General features: G+C 49.9%; 23 protein-coding genes and 1 tRNA gene. 9 read left to right on the top strand and 15 right to left on the bottom strand.

Annotated features, from left to right (window positions below):
* Positions 1–4: 4 nt before the first annotated feature.
* The 9 genes from ABJT94_RS01740 to ABJT94_RS01700 form a co-directional block, all read right to left on the bottom strand.
* Positions 5–760 (bottom strand): SDR family oxidoreductase, encoded by a 756-nt coding sequence (locus tag ABJT94_RS01740; protein WP_348475954.1) that lies wholly within the window; start codon positions 758–760, stop codon positions 5–7.
* Entirely contained in the window at positions 753–1,790 is a 1,038-nt protein-coding gene (locus ABJT94_RS01735; RefSeq protein WP_348475953.1) for an aromatic ring-hydroxylating dioxygenase subunit alpha, read from the bottom strand. Before ABJT94_RS01735 ends, ABJT94_RS01740 begins: the two co-directional genes overlap by 8 nt.
* 15 nt (positions 1,791–1,805) lie before the next feature.
* Positions 1,806–2,123: a recombinase-like helix-turn-helix domain-containing protein gene (locus tag ABJT94_RS01730; protein ID WP_348475952.1), complete on the bottom strand. Its 318-nt coding sequence runs from the start codon at positions 2,121–2,123 to the stop codon at positions 1,806–1,808.
* A gap of 4 nt (positions 2,124–2,127) precedes the next feature.
* The gene (nirD, locus tag ABJT94_RS01725; protein WP_348475951.1) at positions 2,128–2,445 is read right to left on the bottom strand and encodes a nitrite reductase small subunit NirD; all 318 of its coding nucleotides are present in this window, start codon (positions 2,443–2,445) and stop codon (positions 2,128–2,130) included.
* Between the two features lie 226 nt (positions 2,446–2,671).
* A complete protein-coding gene (locus ABJT94_RS01720; RefSeq protein WP_348475950.1) occupies positions 2,672–3,451 on the bottom strand; it encodes a GntR family transcriptional regulator in 780 nt (259 codons plus the stop codon).
* 175 nt (positions 3,452–3,626) lie between these two features.
* Positions 3,627–3,726: transfer RNA gene (locus tag ABJT94_RS01715), tRNA-OTHER, on the bottom strand.
* 1,392 nt (positions 3,727–5,118) lie between these two features.
* Positions 5,119–6,225: a hypothetical protein gene (locus tag ABJT94_RS01710; RefSeq protein ID WP_348475949.1), complete on the bottom strand. Its 1,107-nt coding sequence runs from the start codon at positions 6,223–6,225 to the stop codon at positions 5,119–5,121.
* 26 nt (positions 6,226–6,251) lie between these two features.
* Positions 6,252–7,274 carry a Nif3-like dinuclear metal center hexameric protein gene (locus tag ABJT94_RS01705; protein WP_348475948.1) on the bottom strand — a complete coding sequence of 341 codons (1,023 nt, stop codon included), beginning with the start codon at positions 7,272–7,274 and terminating at the stop codon, positions 6,252–6,254.
* A 239-nt stretch (positions 7,275–7,513) separates the two neighbouring features.
* Positions 7,514–7,873, bottom strand: a complete 360-nt coding sequence (locus tag ABJT94_RS01700) for a Na-translocating system protein MpsC family protein (protein WP_348475947.1) — start codon at positions 7,871–7,873, stop codon at positions 7,514–7,516.
* Positions 7,874–8,548: 675 nt separating this feature from the next.
* Between ABJT94_RS01700 and ABJT94_RS01695 the strand changes: the two genes are divergently transcribed.
* A complete protein-coding gene (locus ABJT94_RS01695; RefSeq protein WP_348475946.1) occupies positions 8,549–9,520 on the top strand; it encodes a calcium/sodium antiporter in 972 nt (323 codons plus the stop codon).
* Between the two features lie 47 nt (positions 9,521–9,567).
* Here the strand turns inward: ABJT94_RS01695 and ABJT94_RS01690 are convergent, their stop codons facing one another.
* On the bottom strand, positions 9,568–11,064 hold the full coding sequence (locus ABJT94_RS01690; protein WP_348475945.1) for an MFS transporter: 1,497 nt from the start codon (positions 11,062–11,064) through the stop codon (positions 9,568–9,570).
* 365 nt (positions 11,065–11,429) lie between these two features.
* Here ABJT94_RS01690 and ABJT94_RS01685 point away from each other — a divergent pair, with 365 nt between their 5' ends.
* From ABJT94_RS01685 to nadX, 6 genes are all read left to right on the top strand, one after another.
* Complete coding sequence (locus ABJT94_RS01685) at positions 11,430–12,167, top strand: iron-containing redox enzyme family protein (protein WP_348475944.1); 738 nt, start codon at positions 11,430–11,432, stop codon at positions 12,165–12,167.
* Between the two features lie 124 nt (positions 12,168–12,291).
* Positions 12,292–13,737 carry an aldehyde dehydrogenase family protein gene (locus ABJT94_RS01680; protein ID WP_348475943.1) on the top strand — a complete coding sequence of 482 codons (1,446 nt, stop codon included), beginning with the start codon at positions 12,292–12,294 and terminating at the stop codon, positions 13,735–13,737.
* A gap of 21 nt (positions 13,738–13,758) precedes the next feature.
* Positions 13,759–14,238 carry a heme-binding protein gene (locus tag ABJT94_RS01675; protein WP_348475942.1) on the top strand — a complete coding sequence of 160 codons (480 nt, stop codon included), beginning with the start codon at positions 13,759–13,761 and terminating at the stop codon, positions 14,236–14,238.
* A gap of 72 nt (positions 14,239–14,310) precedes the next feature.
* Complete coding sequence (locus ABJT94_RS01670; protein WP_348475941.1) at positions 14,311–15,321, top strand: 2Fe-2S iron-sulfur cluster-binding protein; 1,011 nt, start codon at positions 14,311–14,313, stop codon at positions 15,319–15,321.
* Between the two features lie 25 nt (positions 15,322–15,346).
* Complete coding sequence (locus ABJT94_RS01665) at positions 15,347–15,637, top strand: 2Fe-2S iron-sulfur cluster-binding protein (protein WP_348475940.1); 291 nt, start codon at positions 15,347–15,349, stop codon at positions 15,635–15,637.
* A 13-nt stretch (positions 15,638–15,650) separates the two neighbouring features.
* Complete coding sequence (nadX, locus tag ABJT94_RS01660) at positions 15,651–16,457, top strand: aspartate dehydrogenase (RefSeq protein ID WP_348475939.1); 807 nt, start codon at positions 15,651–15,653, stop codon at positions 16,455–16,457.
* Between the two features lie 821 nt (positions 16,458–17,278).
* Here the strand turns inward: nadX and ABJT94_RS01655 are convergent.
* The 5 genes from ABJT94_RS01655 to ABJT94_RS01635 form a co-directional block, all read right to left on the bottom strand.
* Positions 17,279–18,820, bottom strand: a complete 1,542-nt coding sequence (locus tag ABJT94_RS01655) for a hypothetical protein (RefSeq protein ID WP_348475938.1) — start codon at positions 18,818–18,820, stop codon at positions 17,279–17,281.
* 26 nt (positions 18,821–18,846) lie between these two features.
* On the bottom strand, positions 18,847–19,320 hold the full coding sequence (locus ABJT94_RS01650; RefSeq protein ID WP_348475937.1) for a RidA family protein: 474 nt from the start codon (positions 19,318–19,320) through the stop codon (positions 18,847–18,849).
* Positions 19,321–19,686: 366 nt separating this feature from the next.
* The gene (locus tag ABJT94_RS01645; RefSeq protein ID WP_348475936.1) at positions 19,687–19,977 is read right to left on the bottom strand and encodes a 2Fe-2S iron-sulfur cluster-binding protein; all 291 of its coding nucleotides are present in this window, start codon (positions 19,975–19,977) and stop codon (positions 19,687–19,689) included.
* 68 nt (positions 19,978–20,045) lie between these two features.
* Complete coding sequence (locus ABJT94_RS01640; RefSeq protein ID WP_348475935.1) at positions 20,046–20,576, bottom strand: chromate transporter; 531 nt, start codon at positions 20,574–20,576, stop codon at positions 20,046–20,048.
* Complete coding sequence (locus tag ABJT94_RS01635) at positions 20,573–21,148, bottom strand: chromate transporter (protein ID WP_348475934.1); 576 nt, start codon at positions 21,146–21,148, stop codon at positions 20,573–20,575. The genes ABJT94_RS01640 and ABJT94_RS01635 overlap by 4 nt, the downstream gene beginning before the upstream one ends.
* A gap of 181 nt (positions 21,149–21,329) precedes the next feature.
* Here ABJT94_RS01635 and ABJT94_RS01630 point away from each other — a divergent pair, with 181 nt between their 5' ends.
* On the top strand, positions 21,330–21,992 hold the full coding sequence (locus ABJT94_RS01630) for a GntR family transcriptional regulator (protein ID WP_348475933.1): 663 nt from the start codon (positions 21,330–21,332) through the stop codon (positions 21,990–21,992).
* Positions 21,993–22,175: 183 nt separating this feature from the next.
* Positions 22,176–22,928: a creatininase family protein gene (locus ABJT94_RS01625; protein WP_348475932.1), complete on the top strand. Its 753-nt coding sequence runs from the start codon at positions 22,176–22,178 to the stop codon at positions 22,926–22,928.
* The last annotated feature ends 15 nt before the right edge of the window (positions 22,929–22,943 follow it).

Below are 22,943 nucleotides of genomic sequence, written 5' to 3'. Positions count from 1 at the left end.
TTGTTCAGCGGCAGACAAAGCCGCCGTTGATCGGGATCAGCTGGCCGGTAATGAACCCGGCGCTGTCAGACAGTAAAAAGACGACCGTGCCATCAATGTCTGCCGGGTGCTGCTCGCGTTTCAAAGCGCGGCCCTGCTGATAGGTCTGATAGCGTTCTTCCGGAACATACTCGGTGGCCTCGCAGTGGGTCAGCCCGGGTGCGATGGCGTTGACACAGATTTCGCGATCACCCAGCTCACGCGCCATCGAGCGAGTCATCGAAATGACAGCACCTTTGCTAGCGACATAAGCCATCAGCAACGGTGCTCCCCACAAGGCCGTGTCGGAGGCCACGTTGACAATACGACCAGCCGGTGACTTCGCCAGGAGGGGCGCAGCAGCGCGGGTAGTGAGCCAAAGACCGCGTACGTTGACGCGCATGACTCTGTCCCACAGGTCCAGGTCGTACTCTTCCAGTGTTTTCCCGCCGACCTGAGTTGCAATGGCTGCATTGTTGACCAGGCCATCGAGCGGTCCATTGCTGGCAATCTGCGTAAACCCCTGTTCAATGGATTCCGGATCGCCCTGATCAATCAGCAAGTGTTCCACTTCAACACCGCGATTTCGCAGCGTTGTCGCGGTGTTCTCCAACTCGTCAGAAAGAATATCAGTAATGACCAGGCGTGCGCCCTGATTGGCCGCTGCTTCGGCGATACTGCGTCCGAGCCCGCGGGCAGCACCGCTGACCATAATGCGTTTATCCAGCAGTGCATCACGCATCAGAGGTAGCCTCCTGGCGCACGGCAAGCTGCTGCTTGGCTGCTTTCAGCAGAACCCGGCGCAAACGGGACAGGCCGACATCGTGCTGATAAAGATTTTCATGCTGGCGGGCATCCGGCGCCAGGCTTTCCAATATTACCCGGTCCTGTTCCAGAACGTCCCAGTGCAAACCTTCCAGCTTGTTGCGATACAGGAAGCGCCAGACCTGGCGTTGCCAGCCGTCGACCTCACGCACACGCCAAAAGAAGACACGGCAATTGTCGTTGTCTTCCGGGACGACCATGCCGACGATCCAGAACGGACCACCCGGGCCAAATTTCTTTTGATAGGGGATCGACAAGCGCAGCCACAATGCACCGCTTTTACCGTATTCGACCCAGTCAAAGTTGACCCCCGCCTGTTCGGTTTTCTTGAATATGAAACCACTGTCAGTTGGTTCCAGTGTCATGTCAGCCTGGCGATCACCTTCTGCCATGGAGTGAGAGTTGGCGTGAAGAAAGGTGCCATGCATCGGATCCATTACGTTGTCGATGGCATACTGATAGTTGCATTGCCAGGTTGCGGTGCACAGGAAGTGGCCAAAGCGGTCGGTTTCGGTGAGCTGCTCGGGTAGCTCGAGGGGTGCAGGGGGCTCGTCAGGCGTGACGCCAAACCAGACAAAGACTGCGCCATGGGCTTCCTGAACCGGGTAGCGTCGAACACAGGGTTTGCCAACCATGGGGCTATTGCTGATGGCTGGAACGTCGCAAACGGTTCCTGAACCGTCCACTTCAACGCCGTGATACCAGCAAGCAAGGCGATCGCCCAGGTTCCAGCCTTTGGAAAGCCGGGCTCCACGATGCGGGCACCGGTCTTCAATGGCCTGAATTTGTCCGGCGTGATCGCGCCAAAGTACGATATTTTCATTAAGGCGAGTGATGCCCAGTGGGTTGCTGCCCAATTCCCAGCTGGCAATAACCGGATACCAGAGCGAACGCAGGCCGGAATCGAGATAGGACTGTGGGTCCGTTTTAAGGTGTGATGTGGTCATAAGATACCCTCCTGATTACCGGCCAAGGATGGCCAGTTCCTGCTGAAAACTGGCTTCTGTCCAGGGCGCGCCCTGACGGTCGTTGTACCCGGCGTTGTTGAGACCAGTAACAACGTCATCCAAAGACTGGGCACCACCAGAAAAAACGGTTTCCAGCCCTTCAATCAGTGACAGTTCAAAGGCCTCGGGCACGCGTTCCCGGTTTTGCCACACACGGTTATCAAAACCACCGGGCGCTTCTATGCGACCCTGGCCTGGCTCGGAAGATGGAATGATTTTGGCCCAGTCTTGCAGTTGCGGGTTGTACTGCGGCGATGTGTTTGTGGCACCCATGGTCTTAGTCCTCGTCACTGAGTTGCAGTTGGACAGAATCATCCAGTATGCGAACCGGGTAGGCTTTGACATCCCGATCTGCCGGTTCACGCAGGCATTTTCCGGTCTTTATGTCGAACATGGCTTCGTGAAGCGGGCATTCCACCTTGCCGTCTTCCACAAACCCTTGCGACAACAGGGCGTAGGCGTGCGGGCAAACATCCTCAAGCGCGTAATACTCACCATCGAGTACATAGATGCCGATTTCCTGACCATTTACTTTGGTCGAAAATGGAAAGTCCTCCTGGACCTGATTCTTGGTACATACGGTTTGCCAGGTCATGACATACCCTCCTGCCACTGATGTTGGAAAGGTCAGATGCAAGTCTCATATATGATATTTAGTTTTGGATATGAGACTTTGCCGGAGTATATCTACGGATTCGCAGTAATGTCAATACTATATAGTATAAGATTGTAAGCGACAGATACACTGGGAGTGGCAGGTCGTGTTGAGTCGTGTGACGGTGCTCTGTTGGCCGGGGCTTGAACGCCTCAGCGAGAGGCGTTTAGGAGGATTGGGTTGTCATTGAAATGCTGTAGTCATTATGGGGGATGTGCATGATCTGCCAGGCAAAGGTATCGCCCTGATCGGTTTGATAATGCGTTTCCAGTCTCAGGCCGTGGTAGTCCTGAGGCGAACTACCAGGCCATACCGTCGCCTGTACCGTTTTGGGGAGTGTCAGCTGAGTCAGCCGGTTGACGGCGCGCCAGGCGTGCACCGTTCCCGATGCCTGCAAGAGGGGGATCAGGGTTTCATGTTCCAGTTGCTCCTGATCGACATCCAGTAATCCCTTCGCCCGGTCTGCTCTGAGATAGACTTCGGTATGGCATTGAAATGCACCATCTATCTGGTCCTGTCTGACCAGATGAACATACCCTTCAGAACAGCTTCCCAGATGATCTTGCCACGGGCCAGGCTTGTTCAAACTCTCTCGTTTCAGCAAGGTGATGAATACCAGTTTGACCTGGGTCCCGTCGGGCCGGAAAAACTGAAAAGCTGGGGTGCCGATTTCCCGGTTGTGGTCGATATCGGCAACGAAGGTGCCGTGGCGACGCTGACGGACGAGGTCGCCACTGTCTACCAGAGACTTGAGGCCTTTCTGAATGGTACCCAGGCTCAATGGTAACGACTCTGCAAGCGCCTGCTCAGTGGGTAGTTTTGTCCCTGCTGGCAGGGTATCGGCAACGATCAATGCCAGCACAGCGTCACGCAGACACAGATATTTGGGCGACTTTGGTGAATTCTCCAGCTCCGTTGCCAACTGATGGTTCAGGTGGTCCAGCATAGTGTTAAGTCCGATGTCTTCAGTCATGTTGGTGAGAAGGGTACCCGAACTGTTGGGTAAAGTATTCACGGGGTGTTTGACGAAATTGTCTGCGAATGGAGGGAGGGAAAGCAACTGGATTGATCTGACTGAAACCCCTGTTGTCAAAGAGTACCTGTAGGCCGACTACTATATGTGGAAATCGCAACGAGATTCGAACTCGCGACCCCAACCTTGACAAGGTTAAGATGACAGAATAGACATAGTAAAATATTAGACTCCCTGAGCCTACGATTTGGTACATGGCCTAAAACCGCTTAAACAATGACTTTCCGGGTTTTAAAATTTTTTAGGTATTCTTAGAGCATATGGTCACTTAAAATTAATGGTCCATGACCCTCACTAGTCGGTTTCATGCACCGAGAAGCAGTGCAGGGTTGGGGTTATTCCTGTCCAGTTAGTCAATATCCCGAACCAGTTGGAAAAGGGCCGCCGCCGCAGCAGTGCGGGCATTGAGCCATTACGGTGCGGATCCGAATGGCTAGGGGCATTGGGGTGGCAATCTGCTGTACAGCCAAATCAGCAGTTTTAAGTTGGATAGGTCAGCCACTCTGGAGATATTCAAAATGTTGCAATGGACAACAAAAAATCGGAAGGTTGGAGGCTCAAAGGTTATTACGCTGCCCGCCGACCTTTTTGAGGAAACTTAGTGGAAAGTTAGTGAAGAGCTATCAGTGACAGTGTCTGATGGTAGCGTAGAGCTCCGCTCGAATAGAAGTCTCAGCCTGGAAGATTCGATAGCCAAGGTTTCTGAGGACGAATTACCATCGATCGAAGACATGGTAGGTTTGAGCTCACCAACAAAACCAGTCGGTCGGGGGGTTTAGCATTGGTTCTGTGAATCAGTCTGTTTAACTATGATTGATTTGGCGACACGCTCAATGCCAGTCACGGTGAAGGTGCTAAGTGTATACATGAGATTGAATGAGAGTGTTTCTCGATATGGTGCCATATAAGTAGCTATAGCTCCTAGAAAAGTTAAAAAACCTCAATTAGAACCGACTCAGTCAATTGGCGAAGATCACTGGAAGGTTTACTACAGCTCTTGCTGAATTTTTATTGCCCTTACACTGATATGGCCGTTGTCATGTCCATTATTGTCTCGACCTAATTAATACTTTTGGTTCACACCCTACTTTTCTCGGCTATACAAACGCTTGAGAGAAACTTTGTGTGGTAGTGGTCAGAAGCTTAGGCAACTTGAACCTGATTCGATGACAAGAGGGCTCATTGAAGATATGAGTCACGTGAAGCTACAAATAGCAACTAAGTGACCATGGCAATATACTAGAATGTTGACGTTGAATTGAGTCCAGACAGCCTTAGACAAGGCACGACAACGATTTGACACTACTATCCGGTTTTCGAACAGCATGATACTGGACTAAAGGAAAATCCAACTATCTTCTTGACTAAAAGTCTTGCTGTCGAGAATAATACAAGCGGTGTTCAATTTCACAAGGAAATAAAGGGTTCAATATACGACTGAATATACGGCAGGAATACTTGAAAAGTCTATTAAACTCTTATCTGCCGTATATCAATTAGTGAGATATTCCCTAAGTGGTTATGATTCAACCTAGGCTACTAGGAGGCAGTAGCCCTTATCAGATTTCTGTTAAAATTCTTTAAACTAGTATCGGCGTCAAGAAGAATGCAATTAAAAACGCTGACAACAACCGCATGCATATGCCTAGAACCGCAGCACCCATAGCTTCTCGCTCGCTAAGGTCAGAGCATTCCGCCCACACGACTGGAATTTGCCCAAAGACGGCTGACAGTGGAAGACCGGATGAAGCTAACACAAAGGAACCGATGACCAACGAAGGGTCTAGATCGGCAGCAATTCCTTGAAGGGTGCCCATTGCCAGTGTTGGACTTACAAGGACCGAAAGTACACCGGTTTCTGGATGAATGTTCAAAAGGAGCATTGCTTGTCCTAACATTGCCTCCATTGGCTGCCAGATACCAATATATTCGAGTATCCCTATTACGGCAAATACCAGGGCTACTGCTGGAATCAATATGAGCAGCAGAAGCTCTACACCTTCACGGGCTGCGCTAAATAGCATTGGCATAAACTCCGTTCTTGGTGTGAATCTCGGTAGAGTGCTGATTTCAACGGTTTTAACGTTTCTAAAGACCAATTTTGACAAAATAAGCGGCGAAACAAAGAGCGGGGAAAACACAGCGATGAGTATGACGGCGAAGACATTTACATCAGCAAAAGTCAAAGCCATCAAGCCCAGCATGAAAGTAGAAAATGATTGTTGTGATTGGACCATAGTCGCTACAGCGATTTTCTGCTCATCCTTGGTTGCATGTGCTTTTTTAAGGATAGGTCCTGAAATTCTACCCGCTGCATTGATATCGCCGAAAATATTGTAGATGCTCGGAATTATGACGGCCGGATTAACACGAATCACCTTCATCGCAGGAACGAAGATTCTTACGAGAGCATCGGTAAAACCAAGACGTTCAAGAAGTCGACCTATAATCACGCTGGCGATGATTGCAGTGCCAACTACTCCAGTTAGAAAAACATCCACTACAACAGGGCGTACTGAGTCCAGAATGGAATTGAACAGGCCCGAAAGGCTGGTAGGCGATATTAAAAGGAAGAGCATACATAACGATAGCAATGTCATTCCAACATACTCAACCTTTTCCCACTTCCTCTTGTTTTCTTTTGAGGTCGGTAGATTGTCTGCATCAGGTGTGATTTTCTGAGTCATTTTATTTTCCTCATTATTATATTTTTTCAGGCGATATTGGTTGCATTCTTGCCTAGTAAATGTGCTTCAGCGATGTTCCTTGCATACCCTTGCATTGTTTTATTGCCGACCTCTTGAACAGGAGTTGAGGTAACTCGATCCCGAAAGAGAACGACTTCTACTTCCTCAAGCAATTCTTCGAGTGCATAGGCAAGGGGTAGGCCATTCTCCAATATTTCCATTACATGACAATTTCCTACTATAAAATTCAGGCCGAGATCCTTTGCTGTTTCAATCAATTCATGCCCGCTGTATACACGGCTTATTGAGGCGATTACCGTATCTATCTCAGGGTTTTCATGCACCGCCGTTTTGAGATTGTCAGGCGAGAAACCCGTATGAGGGAAGATGTGTATGACATTATTGACCTTGCTGCTACTTTCACCCAGATGAATGAACCCTTTAGTTTCCACGCTTGTTTCCTGGATAGAAGGTACCCCCCTGATTCTTTGCTCTTGTTCCAATAGCTGTCGGTCTTGATCCAGGGCCATAAATGAATCAAGCCTATCCAGGATATCGCCAAGGGTGTGGACATCGCTTAGCGCTTTACCAATGAACATAATGTTACCGTGAATGCCACCGTAACTAATATTTGATGCAGTAATCTTGTGACCATGGAGGAAAGCGATTCCGGGGTGCAGGCCATGGAACGCTTCGTGGCATTCAAGCCCCGCGATGTTGTACAGGTCCAGATAATTCTTCAGCGTAACTCCCCCGCAGCTAGCTGCATCGGCTATAGGGTGATGCGCAATGATGGCATCTACATCAGTTGCGCCTGCAAGCTCAATAACAAGCTCCGTCATCGTCATGCACACTGCTATTTTTTTGACTGGTTTATCAGGGGCTCCATAGATAAGCCCTGGGATTTCCAAAACCTCTTTGCCATAGATACCAGAAGACTTGAGAATTACAAACGGGTGGTCCCCGCTTCTAACTTCATCCATGGATGAGACTGTACGGCCACCGGTAATGGTGCTAAGCGCTTTTACTATGTTTTTAACGGTTTTCATTTGCTTCTCCTCAGCCAAAAAAAAACCGCCAGCACAATCCCGAGTCAATGACCCAAGACTGAGCTGACGGTTTTAATGCGCCCCTACAACGTGGTAGGAGTTCAATTTACCAGTCAACTTTACCTAAGTGGCTTACTTGCAAGCTTTTGACACTGAAACCTAGTCAATAGCAGCTCGTCAGCCGTGATATCGCTTGATCAGGTTACTTTGATCAAGCTTCTTCAATGAACTGTTGTTTTTTATGACATCAAATACTCATGTACGTGTTTTTTCAATATAATAACTGTGCATGATAATTCGGCTTTTACATCATAATCTTTGAAAATTGCGTTAACGTCAAAATTATATTTGGTGGTAAGCACATCCAACAACTCTTTCTTAAGCCCCTGAACCAGGTAGTGGTTAGCGAGCTCGCCAGTATGGTTGTCTATCGCCTTTAAATATGAAAGCGACGGCACCCGCTTGTTTTCGGCTATGATTACCAGCTTTTCATCGTGTATTTCCACTCTTTGTCGTACGGCACCAATTCCGAATACCTTGTTATTGATGACATTGTAGTCTTTTATTAGTTCTTGCTTAAATTCCCCTATTGAGCTCATCTCTTATGATTCTTATCGTGTTTTGAGGTTCAAGTAGGTAACAGTTGGTATTGTTAAGTTACTGTATATTTACTGATTATGGTATACCAAACTGCTGCTGTTGCTGACATTACCCCCCGTTTTATGGCAAGTCAACCCTCTTTCGTGTTTTTTTGGTCGTGCTTGATAGGCAACGCCACTAACCCTGTTTGCTGCTTTTTAGTCAGGGTCGTTGTCTGCTCCTGGTCGTTAGGGTAAGCAAAAGACTGTAAGGAAGAAGGGCTTCGCTGCAATTATATAGAGGCCTTAAGTTGGTCAGATAATTTCTTCCTGACTTCTTAAGTTCAAACAAAAACTCACCAGCCAGTCCGGGTTCAAATAGATATTTCACCTTACCTTTTCTGAAGCTTCCTTGTTTCGGTCGCAGCTTTTTCTGACGTTCAAAATTTTAGGTGACGCTAAAGGCCGAAACTATTTTTGGAACACACGACTGAAGCTGTGACTTTTAAATGTGCAAAGGTGTATGTTGTGCGATACCGAACTAGCCGATTTATCCCTAACGAACAACACCGAAATTTCAAAGTGAAGTTGGAGATTATGCCTTTCCAAAAACACAGTGAAAGTTGAGAAAAATCCCCGACTTTTCATGCGCTAATCGTTATACTGGCTTAACATTTTCAATTCTGGAGTTACCTTATGTTTTTTGCGTGGCTGGCCGTTGTTGCTGGATTAGCCTTACTGGTTTGGAGTGCCGACAAGTTCGTGGATGGTGCTTCTGTCACTGCAAAGTACGCGGGCATGTCACCTCTATTGATCGGTATGGTGATCATCGGCTTCGGCACCTCGGCGCCGGAAATGGTGGTTTCAGCCATCGCTTCTGTTCAAGGTAATCCTGGCCTGGCATTGGGCAATGCCTACGGCTCTAACATCACAAATATCGGACTTGTTGTCGGCCTCGTGGCGGTTATTTCTCCTATCCGTGTGCAGTCTCGTGTTCTCACAAAAGAACTGCCATTGTTGCTGGCCGTCACTGTATTAGCTGGATTTCAGTTGCTGGATGGTGAACTTAGCCGGTTAGATGCCTACCTGCTGTTGCTGGTCTTTTTTGGCATTATGGGTTGGATGATTATGCAGGGACGAAAGCAGCCATCTGACTCTATCGAGGCAGAATACCAGAAAGAGATCGACTCGCACCCTATGAGTCTTTCCCGAGCTCTAACCTGGTTGGCAGTAGGCCTGATTGTGTTGGTGATCAGTTCACGCTTGCTGGTTTGGGGTGCTGTAATTATTGCGCAGAGCTTTGGGGTCAGCGACCTGGTTATCGGTTTGACAGTGGTAGCAATTGGCACCTCGCTACCTGAACTGGCCTCTGCACTGGCGGCCATTCGTAAAAATGAACATGAACTGGCATTGGGTAATGTGCTGGGCTCCGGTTTGTTTAATACTCTGGCCGTTGTCGGGATTGCAGCAGGCATTCAACCTCTTGCCGTCGACCCTGAAGTTTTGTATCGCGACTGGGTGGTGATGGCGCTGTTAACGGTGGTGCTGCTGATTATGGGTATCGGTTTGCGCGGGCGCCAGGGCCGAATTAATCGCTTCGAAGGGAGCTTCTTGTTGCTGGCCTATGCGAGCTATACCGGATACCTGGTTTCGCTGATCCTAAGCTGATCCACTCACAATGCCTCTGCAGTCAATTGATGTGGCTGATGTCGGAATCAGTTTGGCCTCTCGGGAGTATGTTTTTTGGTTGCTGAAGCAACTGGTTCCAACGGCATACCACGAACCTGGGTAAGGCGGGCAGCGCTGCTGACAAGTGCGACCAGTGTGGCTGCGAATGCAACCCAGAGTGTGAGATCAACACGACCACCCTGAAAAGACCAGGCCAGCGCGAATGCTGCTGAACCAAGGCTTTGACCAAGGGTTCTAACGGTAGCAAGCACACCTGAGGCGGTAGAGCTGAGTAAAAAGGGGGCATTGGCCATAATTTCGTGGTTGTTCGGTGCCTGGAAAAAGCCATATCCCAAGCCACACCAGAAGGACCCTAGGACCAAAACCGGAATATTTTGCTCGTAACTTCCCCAGGCCAGAGTCACCAGGCCTCCTAGAAAAGCCAATAGCCCGGCCGACGACAGCAATGCCGGATTATATCGATCTGACAGGCGTCCCGACCAGGGACCCGACAGCAACAGTGAAATTGGCCAGGGTGCAAAAAGCATAGCTGCTTTAAGTGGGGAATAGTCGAACACAGATTGGTATAAGAAGGATAACGCCACAAATGCCAGCCCCTGAGCAGTAAATGCCAGCAACGTGGTAATAAGAGATAACGAGAACCGGGTCTGATTGAATATCCTCAGCGGTAGTAGAGGGTAGGGCGCTTGTTGTTGGCGTCGTATGAACACTATCCCGAAGGCAATTGAAAGAGCGCCCAAAAAGACGGGCGTTAGCGGACTCGTTCCGTGCCCCAGGCGTTCCAGGGTCAGCATTAACGTGGCCATCACTGCTGCTGAATACACAGCTCCCTGCCAGTCGAACTGTCGTCGACTTACCGATTCAGTTGTAAATGAAGTTATCGTGAGCCAGGCCGCAACCAGACCTAATGGCAGGTTAAGCGCAAAGATCCAGCGCCAGTCCGTAAAAAAAAGTATAACCCCGCCCAAACTTGGACCCGCTGCCAGTCCGCCCGCGACAACAAGGGCGTTCAGTGCCACTGCCCGGCCTAGTCGTGTCGGCGGGTAAATGTCCCGCAACAAAGCAGGGCCGAGCGCCAGCAGCGCAGCAGCGCCTATGCCTTGCACCACTCGGAAACACATCAACACCGTGAAATCAGGCGCAAGAGCTGAACCGAGTGACCCCAGTGTAAACAACAACAGGCCACTCAGGTAGACGCGTTGCTTACCCAGAATATAGCTCAGGGCGGATGCAACCATCAGCGTAGCGGCGCACACCAATTGGTAGACCGTGGAGATCCAGACCGCCTGGGATTCTGCGATATCCAGACCGACCGCCAGTGTTGGCAGTGAAATGTTAATCAGACCCAGGTCCAAAACCGCTAGAAGCGTACCCAGTACAACGGCCAGGCTGGCACGAGGATCAGCAGTTGAGTATGAGGGTACAGGTGAGGTAGTCACGTAAAAGAACTCTCTGGTTGTCCGATAGACGAAGTATAAAGCCATAATAACAGTCTTGGTATACCAAGAGTAGAGCTCAATCAAAGATAGCTCCCCACTGAAACGGGCAATGTTACCCGCAGTTTCCAGTCAAAATGGAACAGTGTATCAAGATCACTTAAAGTTTTGATATATATAGAAAAAATCCGTATTAGAGAGTTGCCTGGTGGTGTCAAATCAGCCTTTTCAAAGAGGGAAAATCGATTTTCTCTGTTGACATCCTTGGCGTGTCCCGCTAGCTTGTTACTTGTCTTTTGGTATACCAAGTGCCAATAGAAGAGATCAAAACGTAATCATGAACGGCAATGAATAACTCAAACAACAAGGTTACCCCGTCTGGGGTGATGGTTGACCGCACTGCGGCCGATCTCTCAGCAGGGTACATAGACACAATAGATGAGGTGGTAAAAATGGCTGAACTTATGAATCGTGACGACTTTCGGACCGCTCTGGAACAGGCGATTAAAGGCAAAAGCGCAAACAGGGCGCCCTTTAGCGTAGCCTGGGCCAGCGGTAAACTGAGCCGCGACCACTTGGCTCGTTGGGCAGAGAACCACTTTCACTATGTAGGCCCTTTCGCTGATTACCTGGCATACATCTATGCGAATACTCCGGACAGTCAGACCGAATCCAAAGATTTCCTGCTGCAGAATATGTACGAAGAAGAGATTGGTGGTGACCGCCACACTGATCTGCTGATCCGCTTTGCAGAAGCCTGCGGCACCACTCGCGAACGCGTCGAGAATTCCGATAACATGTCGCCCACCACTCGTGGTTTGCAAAGCTGGTGCTATGCGATCGCCATGCGGGAGCACCCGGTCGTCGCCGTTGCTGCTCTGGTAGTGGGTCTGGAATCGCAGGTACCTTCTATCTACCGCAAGCAGACGCCGATCCTGCGCGAGCAATACGGCTTTACCGATGAAGAGGTTGAGTTTTTCGATCTGCATATTGTTTCTGACGAAATTCACGGTGAGCGTGGCTACCAAATCGTTTTGGAACAAGCCAATACTGTTGAATTGCAACAGCGGTGCCTGAAGATTTGTGAGATTGGTGCTCAGATGCGTTTGCTCTACACCACAGCGTTGTACTATGACTATGTCGTCAGTGAGCTCCCGCTGGAAGAGCTGGACATGAGCGAAGCTGCTTAACTTTCTCTGACCGTCTCAGAATTTAACGCGATACCCTAGATCCCGCTTAGTGTAAACCCGCCGATCGATATCGGCGGTAACTGGGCCGGGGCCCTATTGTCCAATGCACCCGAGAGGTCCAAACGTGACTGAATACTTAAACTACATCGATGCACAATGGACGAAGGCATCCTCCGGGGAAGTCTTCGAAAGCCGAAACCCGGCTAACTATGAAGAGTCTTTAGGTCAGTTTCAGGCTTCTACCGAAGCGGATGCTCGCCAAGCACTGGAAGCAGCGCATCGTGCCTTTCCTGAGTGGAAGAAGACGCCTATGGGTCAGCGCGCGAAAATCCTGAACGCTGCGGCTGACTACCTGGAAAAGAACGTAGATCAGTTTGCAGAAGAACTGACCCGGGAAGAAGGCAAGCTACTTTCAAACAGCAAGATGGAAATCATGCGTTCCGCTCAAACGTTTCGCTTTTACGCTGTAGAAGGTACGACCTTTACCGGTGAAACGTACCCGTCGGACGACTCGCGTATGCTGGTATATACCCAGCGCGAACCCCTGGGTGTGGTCAGCGTGATTACTCCCTGGAACTTTCCCATTTCGATTCCAGCGCGAAAAATCGCCCCGGCGTTGATTACCGGCAATACCGTTGTTTTCAAACCGTCTTCGGATACACCGCTTATTGCCTATAGGCTCGCAGAAGCGTTGCATCACGCTGGCATTCCCAAAGGTGTGTTTAATTTTATCACCGGTAGTGCAGGTGATATCGGTGCAGAACTCACGACCAACGACGTAGTCCGTGCAATAACTTTTACCGGATCAACAGGTGCAGGTAAGCGTATTCATAGCTCTGCCAGCCTCACCACGCGCACGCAAATGGAGTTGGGTGGTAAAAACCCGATGATCGTTCTGGATGATGCCGACATCGACACCGCTGTTGATTTGACTGTTCAGGGTGGTCTTTCCCTTACCGGCCAGGCTTGTACTGGAACCAGTCGGGTGCTGATAACGCCAGCTGTTAAAGAACTCTACCTTGAGGCTTTGGTCGAACGTATTAAAGGCATCAAAATCGGCAATGGCATGGAAGCGGATGTCAAAATCGGACCGCTTGCCAATAAACAGCAACTGGATTCCGTGCTGAACTACATCAACATCGGAAAGTCGGAAGCCACGCATGTATACGGCGGCGACCACCTCTCCGGGCCAGGATTTGATCACGGTTACTTCGTACAGCCTGCGGTGTTTTCAGACGTGACTCAACAAATGCGCATCGCTCGTGAAGAGATATTTGGCCCGGTGATTGCTGTTATCGACGTAGATGACTACGACGACGCGGTTGAAAAGGCGAATGACACTGAATTTGGCCTGAGTGCTGCTCTGGTAACCAATGATATTCGATACATTCAGCGTTTTCCGCTCGAAATCGAGGCCGGTACCGTTAAGGTAAACCGAACGACTACCGGTAACCTTGTCAATGCGCCGTTTGGAGGCCTCAAGCAATCCAGCACCTCAACCTTTCGTGAATCAGGCCGAGCCGGTCTGGAATTCTATACCCAGATTAAAACCGTATACATCGGCCGGTAGTCATCGGCCCAGGAGTCAATTATGAAGTCCTTTTTCCGTCTTGAATTGTCTGAAGCGAAGTTGATGTTAGAAGCTGCCAAGAAAAAGTCAGAAGAGATTGGCGTTTTGGAAACCATCTGCATCTGCGATGAAGGTGGCTATCCAGTAGCCATGGAACGCATGGACGGTGCCCGCATTACCGGCCCGCAGATCGCCTGGAATAAAGCATTCACTGCTGCAGGTCACAAGCGCTCCACCCATCTTTTCAACACCGCACCTAACGGTCCGGCATTGCCCGGAAACGAAGCCTTTGGTATCCAGTGGAGCTTTGAAGGTAAGTTTGCCGTATTTGTTGGTGGCTTTCCGGTCGTTGTGGACGGAAATGTCGTCGGAGGCGTCGGCCTGAGTGGTGGTAATGGCGAACAAGACACCAAAGCAGGTCTGGCCGCCCTGCAGGCATTGAGCGACGCCCTCAGTGAGCAGGGTCACGAGGTCATTGTGGAAGCAGATATCAAGAAATAATTTCGTATTGGTCTGTGCCATACCGGCCGACCATGTCGAAGACGGTAAGGTGAGACATCACCGGAGGTAGTTATGACCTATAAAATAACAATCAAGGAGACATCGGATTCCTTTGAAGTAAATCCGGGTGAAGCTTTATTGGATGCGGCTGAACGGGCTGGAGTCGCCTTGGCACACGATTGCCGCTTCGGTGGTTGCGGAACCTGCAGAATCAAGTTGCTGGAAGGCGGTGTAGAATATGAAGAAATGCCTTTTGGGCTAAGCGAGGAAGAGGCTGGGCAGGGCTATGCACTCGCCTGTCAAGCGCATCCGACATCGGACCTGACGATCAGCGCAACGGTTAGGGCCGAGGACTACATTGCTCCGGATTACCACACGGCGACAATCAAGGGTTTAGAGCGATTGTCTCATGATGTGACTCACCTGGTTCTGCGCATTCCCTCTGCACAGGACGTTCGCTTTCACCCGGGACAATACCTGAATATCATGCTGGAGGACGGTACGCCGCGTAGCTTTTCCATGGCATCACCACCGAGCGGCGGTCTATTCGACTTGCATATTCGCCGCGTTCCAGGCGGGCGTTTCACTGAGCGGCTCTATGAGCAATACCAGATAGGTGACACGCTCGATGTTGAGCTGCCATTGGGAGAATTCAAATACCGCTCTGAAGACCAGCGTCCGATATTGCTGGTAGCCGGCGGTACTGGTCTGGCACCGATTAAGGCAATTGTTGAGTCGTTGCGAGAGCGTGAGGATACGCCTCAGATCGTTTTATACTGGGGAGTTCGTGGTCACGCTGATCTGTATATGGACAATGCACTGAGAGATTTGAAGAAAGACTTTCAGAATTTCCACTATGTGCCGGTTCTATCCCAGCCAGAACCCGATTGGGCCGGTCGCAATGGATACGTGCATCTTGCAGTCTGTGAAGACTTCAACGATCTGTCTCACTTCGATGCCTATTTGTGCGGTCCCCCCCCGATGATCGATTCAGCCAAGGATGCATTCATCAAACGAGGTTTGCCGGTAGATCGAATCTACTCGGACAGCTTCAACTTTACTCATGAAATAGCCGCGGCCTAGGTCGCGCTGTTCAGGCTGGTGGTTTATGGTTGATATTGTATTCGTAACAAACGATAGAAAGACGGTCTCTGTGGCTGAAAATTCGAACCTCTTGCGCGTATCTCTGCGGGAGCAGTGTGGTTTGCCGTTCAAATGCGGAGGCGGTAATTGTGGGACCTGTAAGTGTCATATTGACAAAGGTTTGGAAAATACTGACCCGGTAAAAAAGAAAGAGCGTAACATCCTCAGCGATGAAGACATTGAGAACGGTTATCGGCTGGGTTGTCAAACCTTCATTCTTGGTGACGTGGAAGTTTCCTGGGAAGTGAAAAAGTAAAACCGAGGGGCGTATGACTCGAATAGGAATTATTGGCTTTGGAACGGCCGGCCAGGACATCTATAAGAAGATTCAGTCGGGTGCGGCGGGATCGTGCCGGACGGTAGCGATACTCGTTCGCGACCGAAAAAAATATATAGATAGTATAGACGATGCTAGTCTACTGACAAACAGTGAAGAGGCATTCTTCAGAGAGTCTATGGATGTAGTGGTAGAGGTGGCTGGTCATGCATCTGTCTCGAAATACGGAAAGCGTACACTGGAGTGCGGACGAGACCTCGTAATAGTATCTGTGGGAGCATTAAACGAACAGGAGTTGTACGATAAGCTAATCTCTGCGGCTCGTGAGTCCGGCCGCCGTGTCTATGTCCCATCTGCGGCTGTAGCAGGACTGGATCGTATTGCGGCCGCGTCACAGGGACAACTGGATTTTGTTCGGCTTACGACCCGTAAACCGCTTAAAGCGTGGCGGGGAACTTATGCTGAGAAAGTAGTGAACCTGGACGAAGTCACAGAGCCCGTGGTGATCTACGAAGGCAACGCACGGGAATCGTCGCGCCTGTTTCCCGAAAGCGTCAATGTTTCGGCTGCGCTTAGCCTGGCCGGAGTTGGATTCGAGAGGACGGAAGTTCGTGTAATCGCCGACCCGACCATCAATAGAAATATCCATGAAATTACAGCGGCGGGTCACTTTGGCTCGGTTCGAATAGAGGTCGAAAATACCCCTTCGCCTTCTAACCCCAAAACAGGGTACATCGTAGCCATGAGTGTTTGTAAGGTGCTTAAGGGCATCGCTGACCCGTTGCAGATTGGAATCTGAAGTTGGGACGCAACTGGTGTCTTACTACCAGATTAATCTTTGATTGTCAGGCCTGTTCTTTATCGATGGGTTTGTCAATCGAAGATTAGCATGCCATTCAATATTACACCCGTTAACGGTAGAATTCTGTTATCTCGGCAAAGCCCGGGATTCTTTTGTGTCTGGAACTCTTGTGACCCTGCTGAGGTTTAGGCAGCTTTTCAACCTCCAACACTACTGTGCTTGCTCCTTTAAGGGTTCCGTAGGACTGGCAATATTAAAATAGGCCATAACAACTCCCGGTTCGGCAGGTTTAGTCGTTTAAGCATGATCCATTGAAGCCAGCGATCCCCAGGCTTGCTCACAGTACAGTAAAAGTTTTTCCACCTCTTTCAGGCAGCCCTGAACCGGTCTCGACCGCACCGGTACTGATGGCTAATTGCTGCTCTTTATCGCTTCAAATAGACAGCGTGGTGACTTCCGGCACCGGCTGTCGAATACAGTGACTCCAGCTGTAAACATCCCAGTTTTAGTTTGCCGAGTCAGGGGCGTGTCGTCCCCGCTAGTGACAAAAGCCAGTGAGACATCATCATCTATAAATAACATAGTCCACCTGAGTAATAGAGTGTGCCTGGTGACTCGTACATTGTTTTAGTTATTGAGTCGAAGTGCCGTGGGTCTTCATAGCATCCTGATCTTTAACTCAGCTTTTGCCATTCGCTGCTTGGGTTTGCAAAAACAAGGTGTTGTTGCAGATACCTAAGATAAAAAAGGCCACCCCCAGCTGACATAACGCCAGGCGGGGGTGACCTCTGAACCGTTTCACGACGTCTTTTGTTAGTTTACCAGATGGTGACACCGATTACCGTGGAGATCAGCAAGCCGCACACCACGGGGATAAAAAGTGCTCGTACTGCATCGAGTACGGGAACTCGGGCGAAGCCCGCTACAGCGATTAAGGATGACCAGGCGACCAAGGTGCCACCGCCCGTCCAGATGGCACCCATCTGGCCGATTGAGGCAAGGGTAGCTACATCTGTATTGACGGTTTGTCCCAGAGCACCGGCAAGTGCACCAGTCAGCGGGAGACCGGAGAAGCCGGAGCCGTCAGCGCCAGTGACCATACCGATCAGCAATAGCCCGATGCCCATGAACAGAGCGTTTTGAGGAATCAGGTGTTGTACGGACTGCACCAGGTCGAACAGGAACCCTGGTGCATCGCTGACCCCCAATATTGCACTGGCGGTTTCGCTGTTGCCCATAAAGAAGAAGCCGGCGATTGGCAGTACTGCGCCCATTGCTTTGAATGCGAACACAAGACCATCGGTGACATGATCAGCCGCGACGGTCAGACACTTTCGACCAGTTCCGGCGAATGTGGCGAACAATAGTATAAATGCCGCTACACCACCTACCAGGGCCGCTCCATCACCGCCTTGTAGCGTTGGTAATGCGTCGGTGTATTTTGCAATCACCATATAGGTGATGATGGCCAGGAACGCTACTGGTACTAGTATCGCGAAGACATTGGACCAGCGTTCCAGTGCTGGAAGGGTTGAGACATCGATGTTCGGGTCGTTTTCGTGCTCAATTTTCGATCCAGCCTGAGCAAGTTGAGCTTTGTTTGAGAAAGAGCCCATATGCCGGTTTCTATTGCTCGCTTTTTGCTTTTCCAGTGTCTCTGGGCATTCCAGAGACTCACCTTTTTCCCATATTTGAACACGTGCCTGGTCTGGCTGCATGATGTTCTTGCGAAAGCCCAGGTAGGCGATCAACATTGCAATAGCGCCTGTAATGAGGGAGAGCACAAAGGCGCGATCGGCTACGAGACCGACATCTACGCCTGCGGCACCGGCGCTTATGCCAGGTGCGACCTGGATGATATAGTCGGAAGAGAGCGCCATGCCCTGGCCGGCAATGGCAATCGCTACGGCAGCACCCATGGCTGGCAGGCCAGCAGCGATCGCGGCTGGAATCAAAATGGCGCCTACAAGCGGTACAGCCGGGGTTGGCCAAAAAAACAGCGAGATTACATAAGTGACACCCGCTAGCACAATGTAGGCGATGTGACCATTTGACATAACCTTCTGAAAGGGCATGATCATTTTCAGATCAGAACCTAGATGCCTAAGAGAGCCTAACAGGGCGGTCATCATAGCGATGATCAGGAAAATATTAAACAGCTCTCCGGCTGCAGTAATACTGGCATTGAACAGTGCAGTAAATGCGGTGGTCAGACTACCAGTATATGCCAAGGCAACCAGGAAGGTTGCAGCGATAGCAGGTACTACTACCGTAGTACGAAAGATCATGGTCACGAAAATCGCTAACATGCCCGCCAGATATAGCCAGTGGGCCAGAGTTAGAGGTATAGCTTCAGTCATAATGTCACCTGTTTAAACTCTTTGCATTATTGTTGCCGCAGCAACGCGAATATACCTTCGATTTCAACTGAAGATCCGCCAGGCAAAGCATAAGCACCCACGGCTGACCGTGTGTGTCTACCTTTATCCTCGAAAAGGTCCAGTAATAAATTCGACGCGCCGTCTGCAACTCTAGGCATTTGTTCGAAGTCAGCGGCACAATTTATGAAAACAGTTAGCTTCATGCATTGTGCGAGATTACTCCAATCACCGTTGCAAGCGTCGAAAAGCTGAGCAACCAGGTTAAGGCCGCAAAGTCTTGCCGCCTCAATCCCCTGATTCAGATCCAGATCACGTCCAATCTTACCGCGATAGATAAGCTGGCCATCCTTTTTGCAGGTCTGTCCTGAAATGAATACCAGGCCGTCTTGGGCCAGGTGTGGGACATAACTACCGGCTGGTGAATTGGTTCGGCTAAGGTCGAAACCCATGGCTTTTAACTTTGAATCGACGTCATGCATTCGGTCTTTCCTTCATTATTGGCTAATTCTATTCTTTTTACCGGTTAGAAAATCAGATAAATGGTCATTTTTTGTCATTTTGGGTCGCTTTCCTCCTCTGTCGATCTATGGGTAGTTTTTTGTAAGCCGATGCTCAAATCCTTTCACATTTAACAGGCGTAGGAGTGCCTATACCGTGTGATTCAGCAGACGGTTCCTTATGGATCAAAGTAACTGCGTATCGGATAGAGCGAGGGCTATTTATGTGCCCACTTATTTATAATCAGTATTGTTTTTATACTTCTGATACTTCCATGTCTCGTTAGTTACGACAATTCTTGTGAGTAACTCGTACAACGCCCTTGTTTAACGTAAATGAAGCTGATTTTACGGCTGAGAAAGCTCAAGGTCGTCACTGACCCATAGCTGACATGCCAGTCTGTAACCCTGCTCGATTTTTGATCCGAGCATCTTTTTTTCTTTCCAGTTTGGTTCTGGAAGGCCAGTGTCACCTTTAATTATCTTGCACATGCATTTGGCGCATTTCCCCATTCCACAGCCATAGCTCAGGTGTGGGTAAGGAAATTGGCGAATACCCGCTCTTACCACCATGTTTGAGTTGTCCGGGATTTCCCCTTCGTGGGCTTCACCGTTCTTATGTATCTTGATTAATGGCATATATCACCTGAAAGTATCTTCGAAAGCGTTAAAGCTTAATAAACGTTATTTGTTACCCGGTATAATATCTATCCTAGAAGCAAGGCTCCGTAAGCCAGTGAGGAGACGACTACCAGAGCTGGATGGACCTTGAAATACAATAGGGCAACAGCCGCAATAACCGCGAGAATGCCAGTGTGATAGACACCTGCCGCGTCGATGCTTTCACCGAGAAAGGACATCACCAGTAGGCCCATCAACACTGTAATCACGGGGCGCACCCAGCTACTCATCCGTTTGACACGAGGCGAATCCTTGAATTTGTATATCAACCCCAGTGCAGCCAACATTAAAATCAGTGAAGGCGCAACTGTGGCGAATAACGCGACGAATGCACCTGTAATCCCACCGATGTCATATCCAATTTGCCCGGCCATTTTCGTCGCTATGGGGCTAGGCAGTGCATTACCGATCGCCAGGGTTTCTGCGAATTCGGAAGCTGTCATCCAGCCGAATCGACCCACAACCTCGGCTTCAATCAACGGAATGATGGCCGGGCCGCCGCCATAACCAATTATGTTGGGGACAAAAAAGGCAAAGAAGATGCTGAGATAGATCATAACTTCTTCCTCCCGAATAATGATGTAAACCCTCTACTGGGTACAGCGACAGCAGCACAAAGCAAGGCAAGAATCAGAAACGCCGGATGGATGGACAGGCCATAAATCAATACAGTCGAGATAGCGATCAACAATAGGCTGGGTATCCAGCCAAGAGAACCGTAGGACTTTTGGAAAAAGTCCCAAGTCAGTTGCGCCATCATAACCATGACGACGGGTATCACGCCCATCGCCATACCCTGTATCCAGGCAATGTCACGGTACATCGAAAACACCCCAAGCAGCAGGACCATGGCAATGATCATGGGTATGGTGATAGCCAGTACCGATACCAGGCAGCCGGGAGCCCCCGCTACTCTGTAGCCAACATAGCCTGGCAGCTTGGTGGCAATCGGGCCCGGCAGAGTGTTGGCGATGGCAAGTACATCTGAGAACTCTTCGTCGCTCATCCAGCTGCGACGTTTGACGACCTCATCGTGAATCAAAGGAATCATTGAAGGGCCTCCTCCGAATCCGAGCAGTCCGGTTCTAAGGAAAGAGACCAGAAGGTTTCGTTGTACTTGCCATTTCATACTGCTGTCCTGCGTGTTTGTACCTGTCGATTCACCCAGGTCGCCATATTACCGTCGACCATTAGCATTAAGTTCGATAATATTGAAAAAATCGATTTTTAAGACCATAGGGCAATCTAAGAAGTGCCGTCAAGCATTTTTTGGCATTTGGTATACCAAAATATCAGAAATATGGAGTTTTATGACCAAGAACGCTGTTCATAAGGAATCGGGCTCGATGTCGGGGAGGGTTTTTGAGGTACTGCGAGAAGACCTGTTGAACGGCCAGTACCAGGCCGGTGAGAAGCTGGCTATTGCTTCTTTGCGAGCGACTTACCAGATCGGGTTGAGCCCGCTGAGAGAGGCCTTGAGTCGTCTGGCGGCTGTTGGTTTGTTGGAGCAGGAAAGTCAACGCGGGTTTCGGGTGCCAAAACTAACCAGTGATGAGTTACAGGATATCGTCGAGCTCAGAGTCGAGCTTGAAGGAATGGCGATAAGCCGGGCCCTCAGGTACGGTGACGCTAACTGGGAATCAGAAGTGCTCGCTGCTGGCCACCGGCTCAAGAACGCCAGCAATAAGGGGGTTCCCCAGGCAGAATGGGAGCAGTTGCATACTCAGTTTCATGCCGTTCTGCTGTCGAGCTGCCAGTCAGTCTGGATGCTGAAGTTCATTCGACAGCTGCACGAGCAATTTGATCGTTATCGCCGCAAGGCTCCACGTAACCCGGCTATTCGAGGGACGTTGGATGCGCAGCACGAGCAGTTGGTTGAGCTGGCGCTGGCGCGAAAAGAAGCAGAGATTCGGCAGCTGTTGGAAGATCATATCCGTCTGTCGCACGAAGTCGCGCTGCAGAGCTGTGCCTGACCTGTCGTTCGTCCAATAATGGGATCGAAAGCCTCCATGCCGATTCTGGCGACCGATTGTTCAATTTAAAATAGATGGTGGAGATTGTGCCTATTGTTGGTATATGGTATACCAAGTAGGCATTGATAACTCTGGTCAAAAAGCTCAGGGCTATTAAAAACACATCTATGATAGGTAATAACAATGAGTGCATTCATCCTAGCGGACATGACCTGGCCGGAAGTTAAAACGGCGCTGGAGACTGTGAAAATAGCCATTATCCCCGTGGGCGCCCATGAGCAACACGGACCGCACATGGCAGAGAGCTGTGATGGTGTCTTGGCAGAGGCAATGTCAAAAAAGCTTGCTGAGCGCCTCTATCCAGACGTTATCGTCGCTCCTACCATTTCGATGGGGATCTCTCCGCATCATATGAACTTCCCAGGTACCATTACGTTGCGCCCGGAAACCTTAATCAGTCTCTTGCGCGATATGGTGACGTCTTTGAAGCAGCATGGTATTGACAAATTTCTGTTCATTAATGGCCATGGTGGTAATCAACCGACACTCAGTGTCGCATCCACCATGTTGACTCAGGAGCTGGGTGTTGAATGCTACCACGCTAAGACCACGGCGTCGGCGAAGGAGGCCTTCAAAAAACATGTGACTTCCAAGCTCTATGGTCACAGTTGCGAGCGGGAAGTTTCAGAAGCGCTTTACCTGGCACCGCACATTGTACGAGAAGATCTGTTGGAAAAAGGTGACATTATCGAAGGCGGCCGCTGGGAAGGCTTAAGGCCAGGTCAGCCGATACAGGGCTATTACACTTACGATGAAATGACACGTAACGGTTGTATTGGTGACGCCACCAAGGCGAGTCTGCAAGCGGGTGAAGATATCGTCGAGGAGGCACTCGAAGGCTTGGCCGGCGCTGTACGACAAATATTGGAACAATAACCGGAGGGTGTCTGT

The sequence above is a fragment of the Saccharospirillum sp. genome (assembly GCF_039982735.1).
Classification (GTDB): domain Bacteria; phylum Pseudomonadota; class Gammaproteobacteria; order Pseudomonadales; family Natronospirillaceae; genus Saccharospirillum.
The sequence above is the reverse complement of the archived record's forward strand: the minus strand, read 5'-3'. Positions and strand labels throughout refer to the sequence as shown.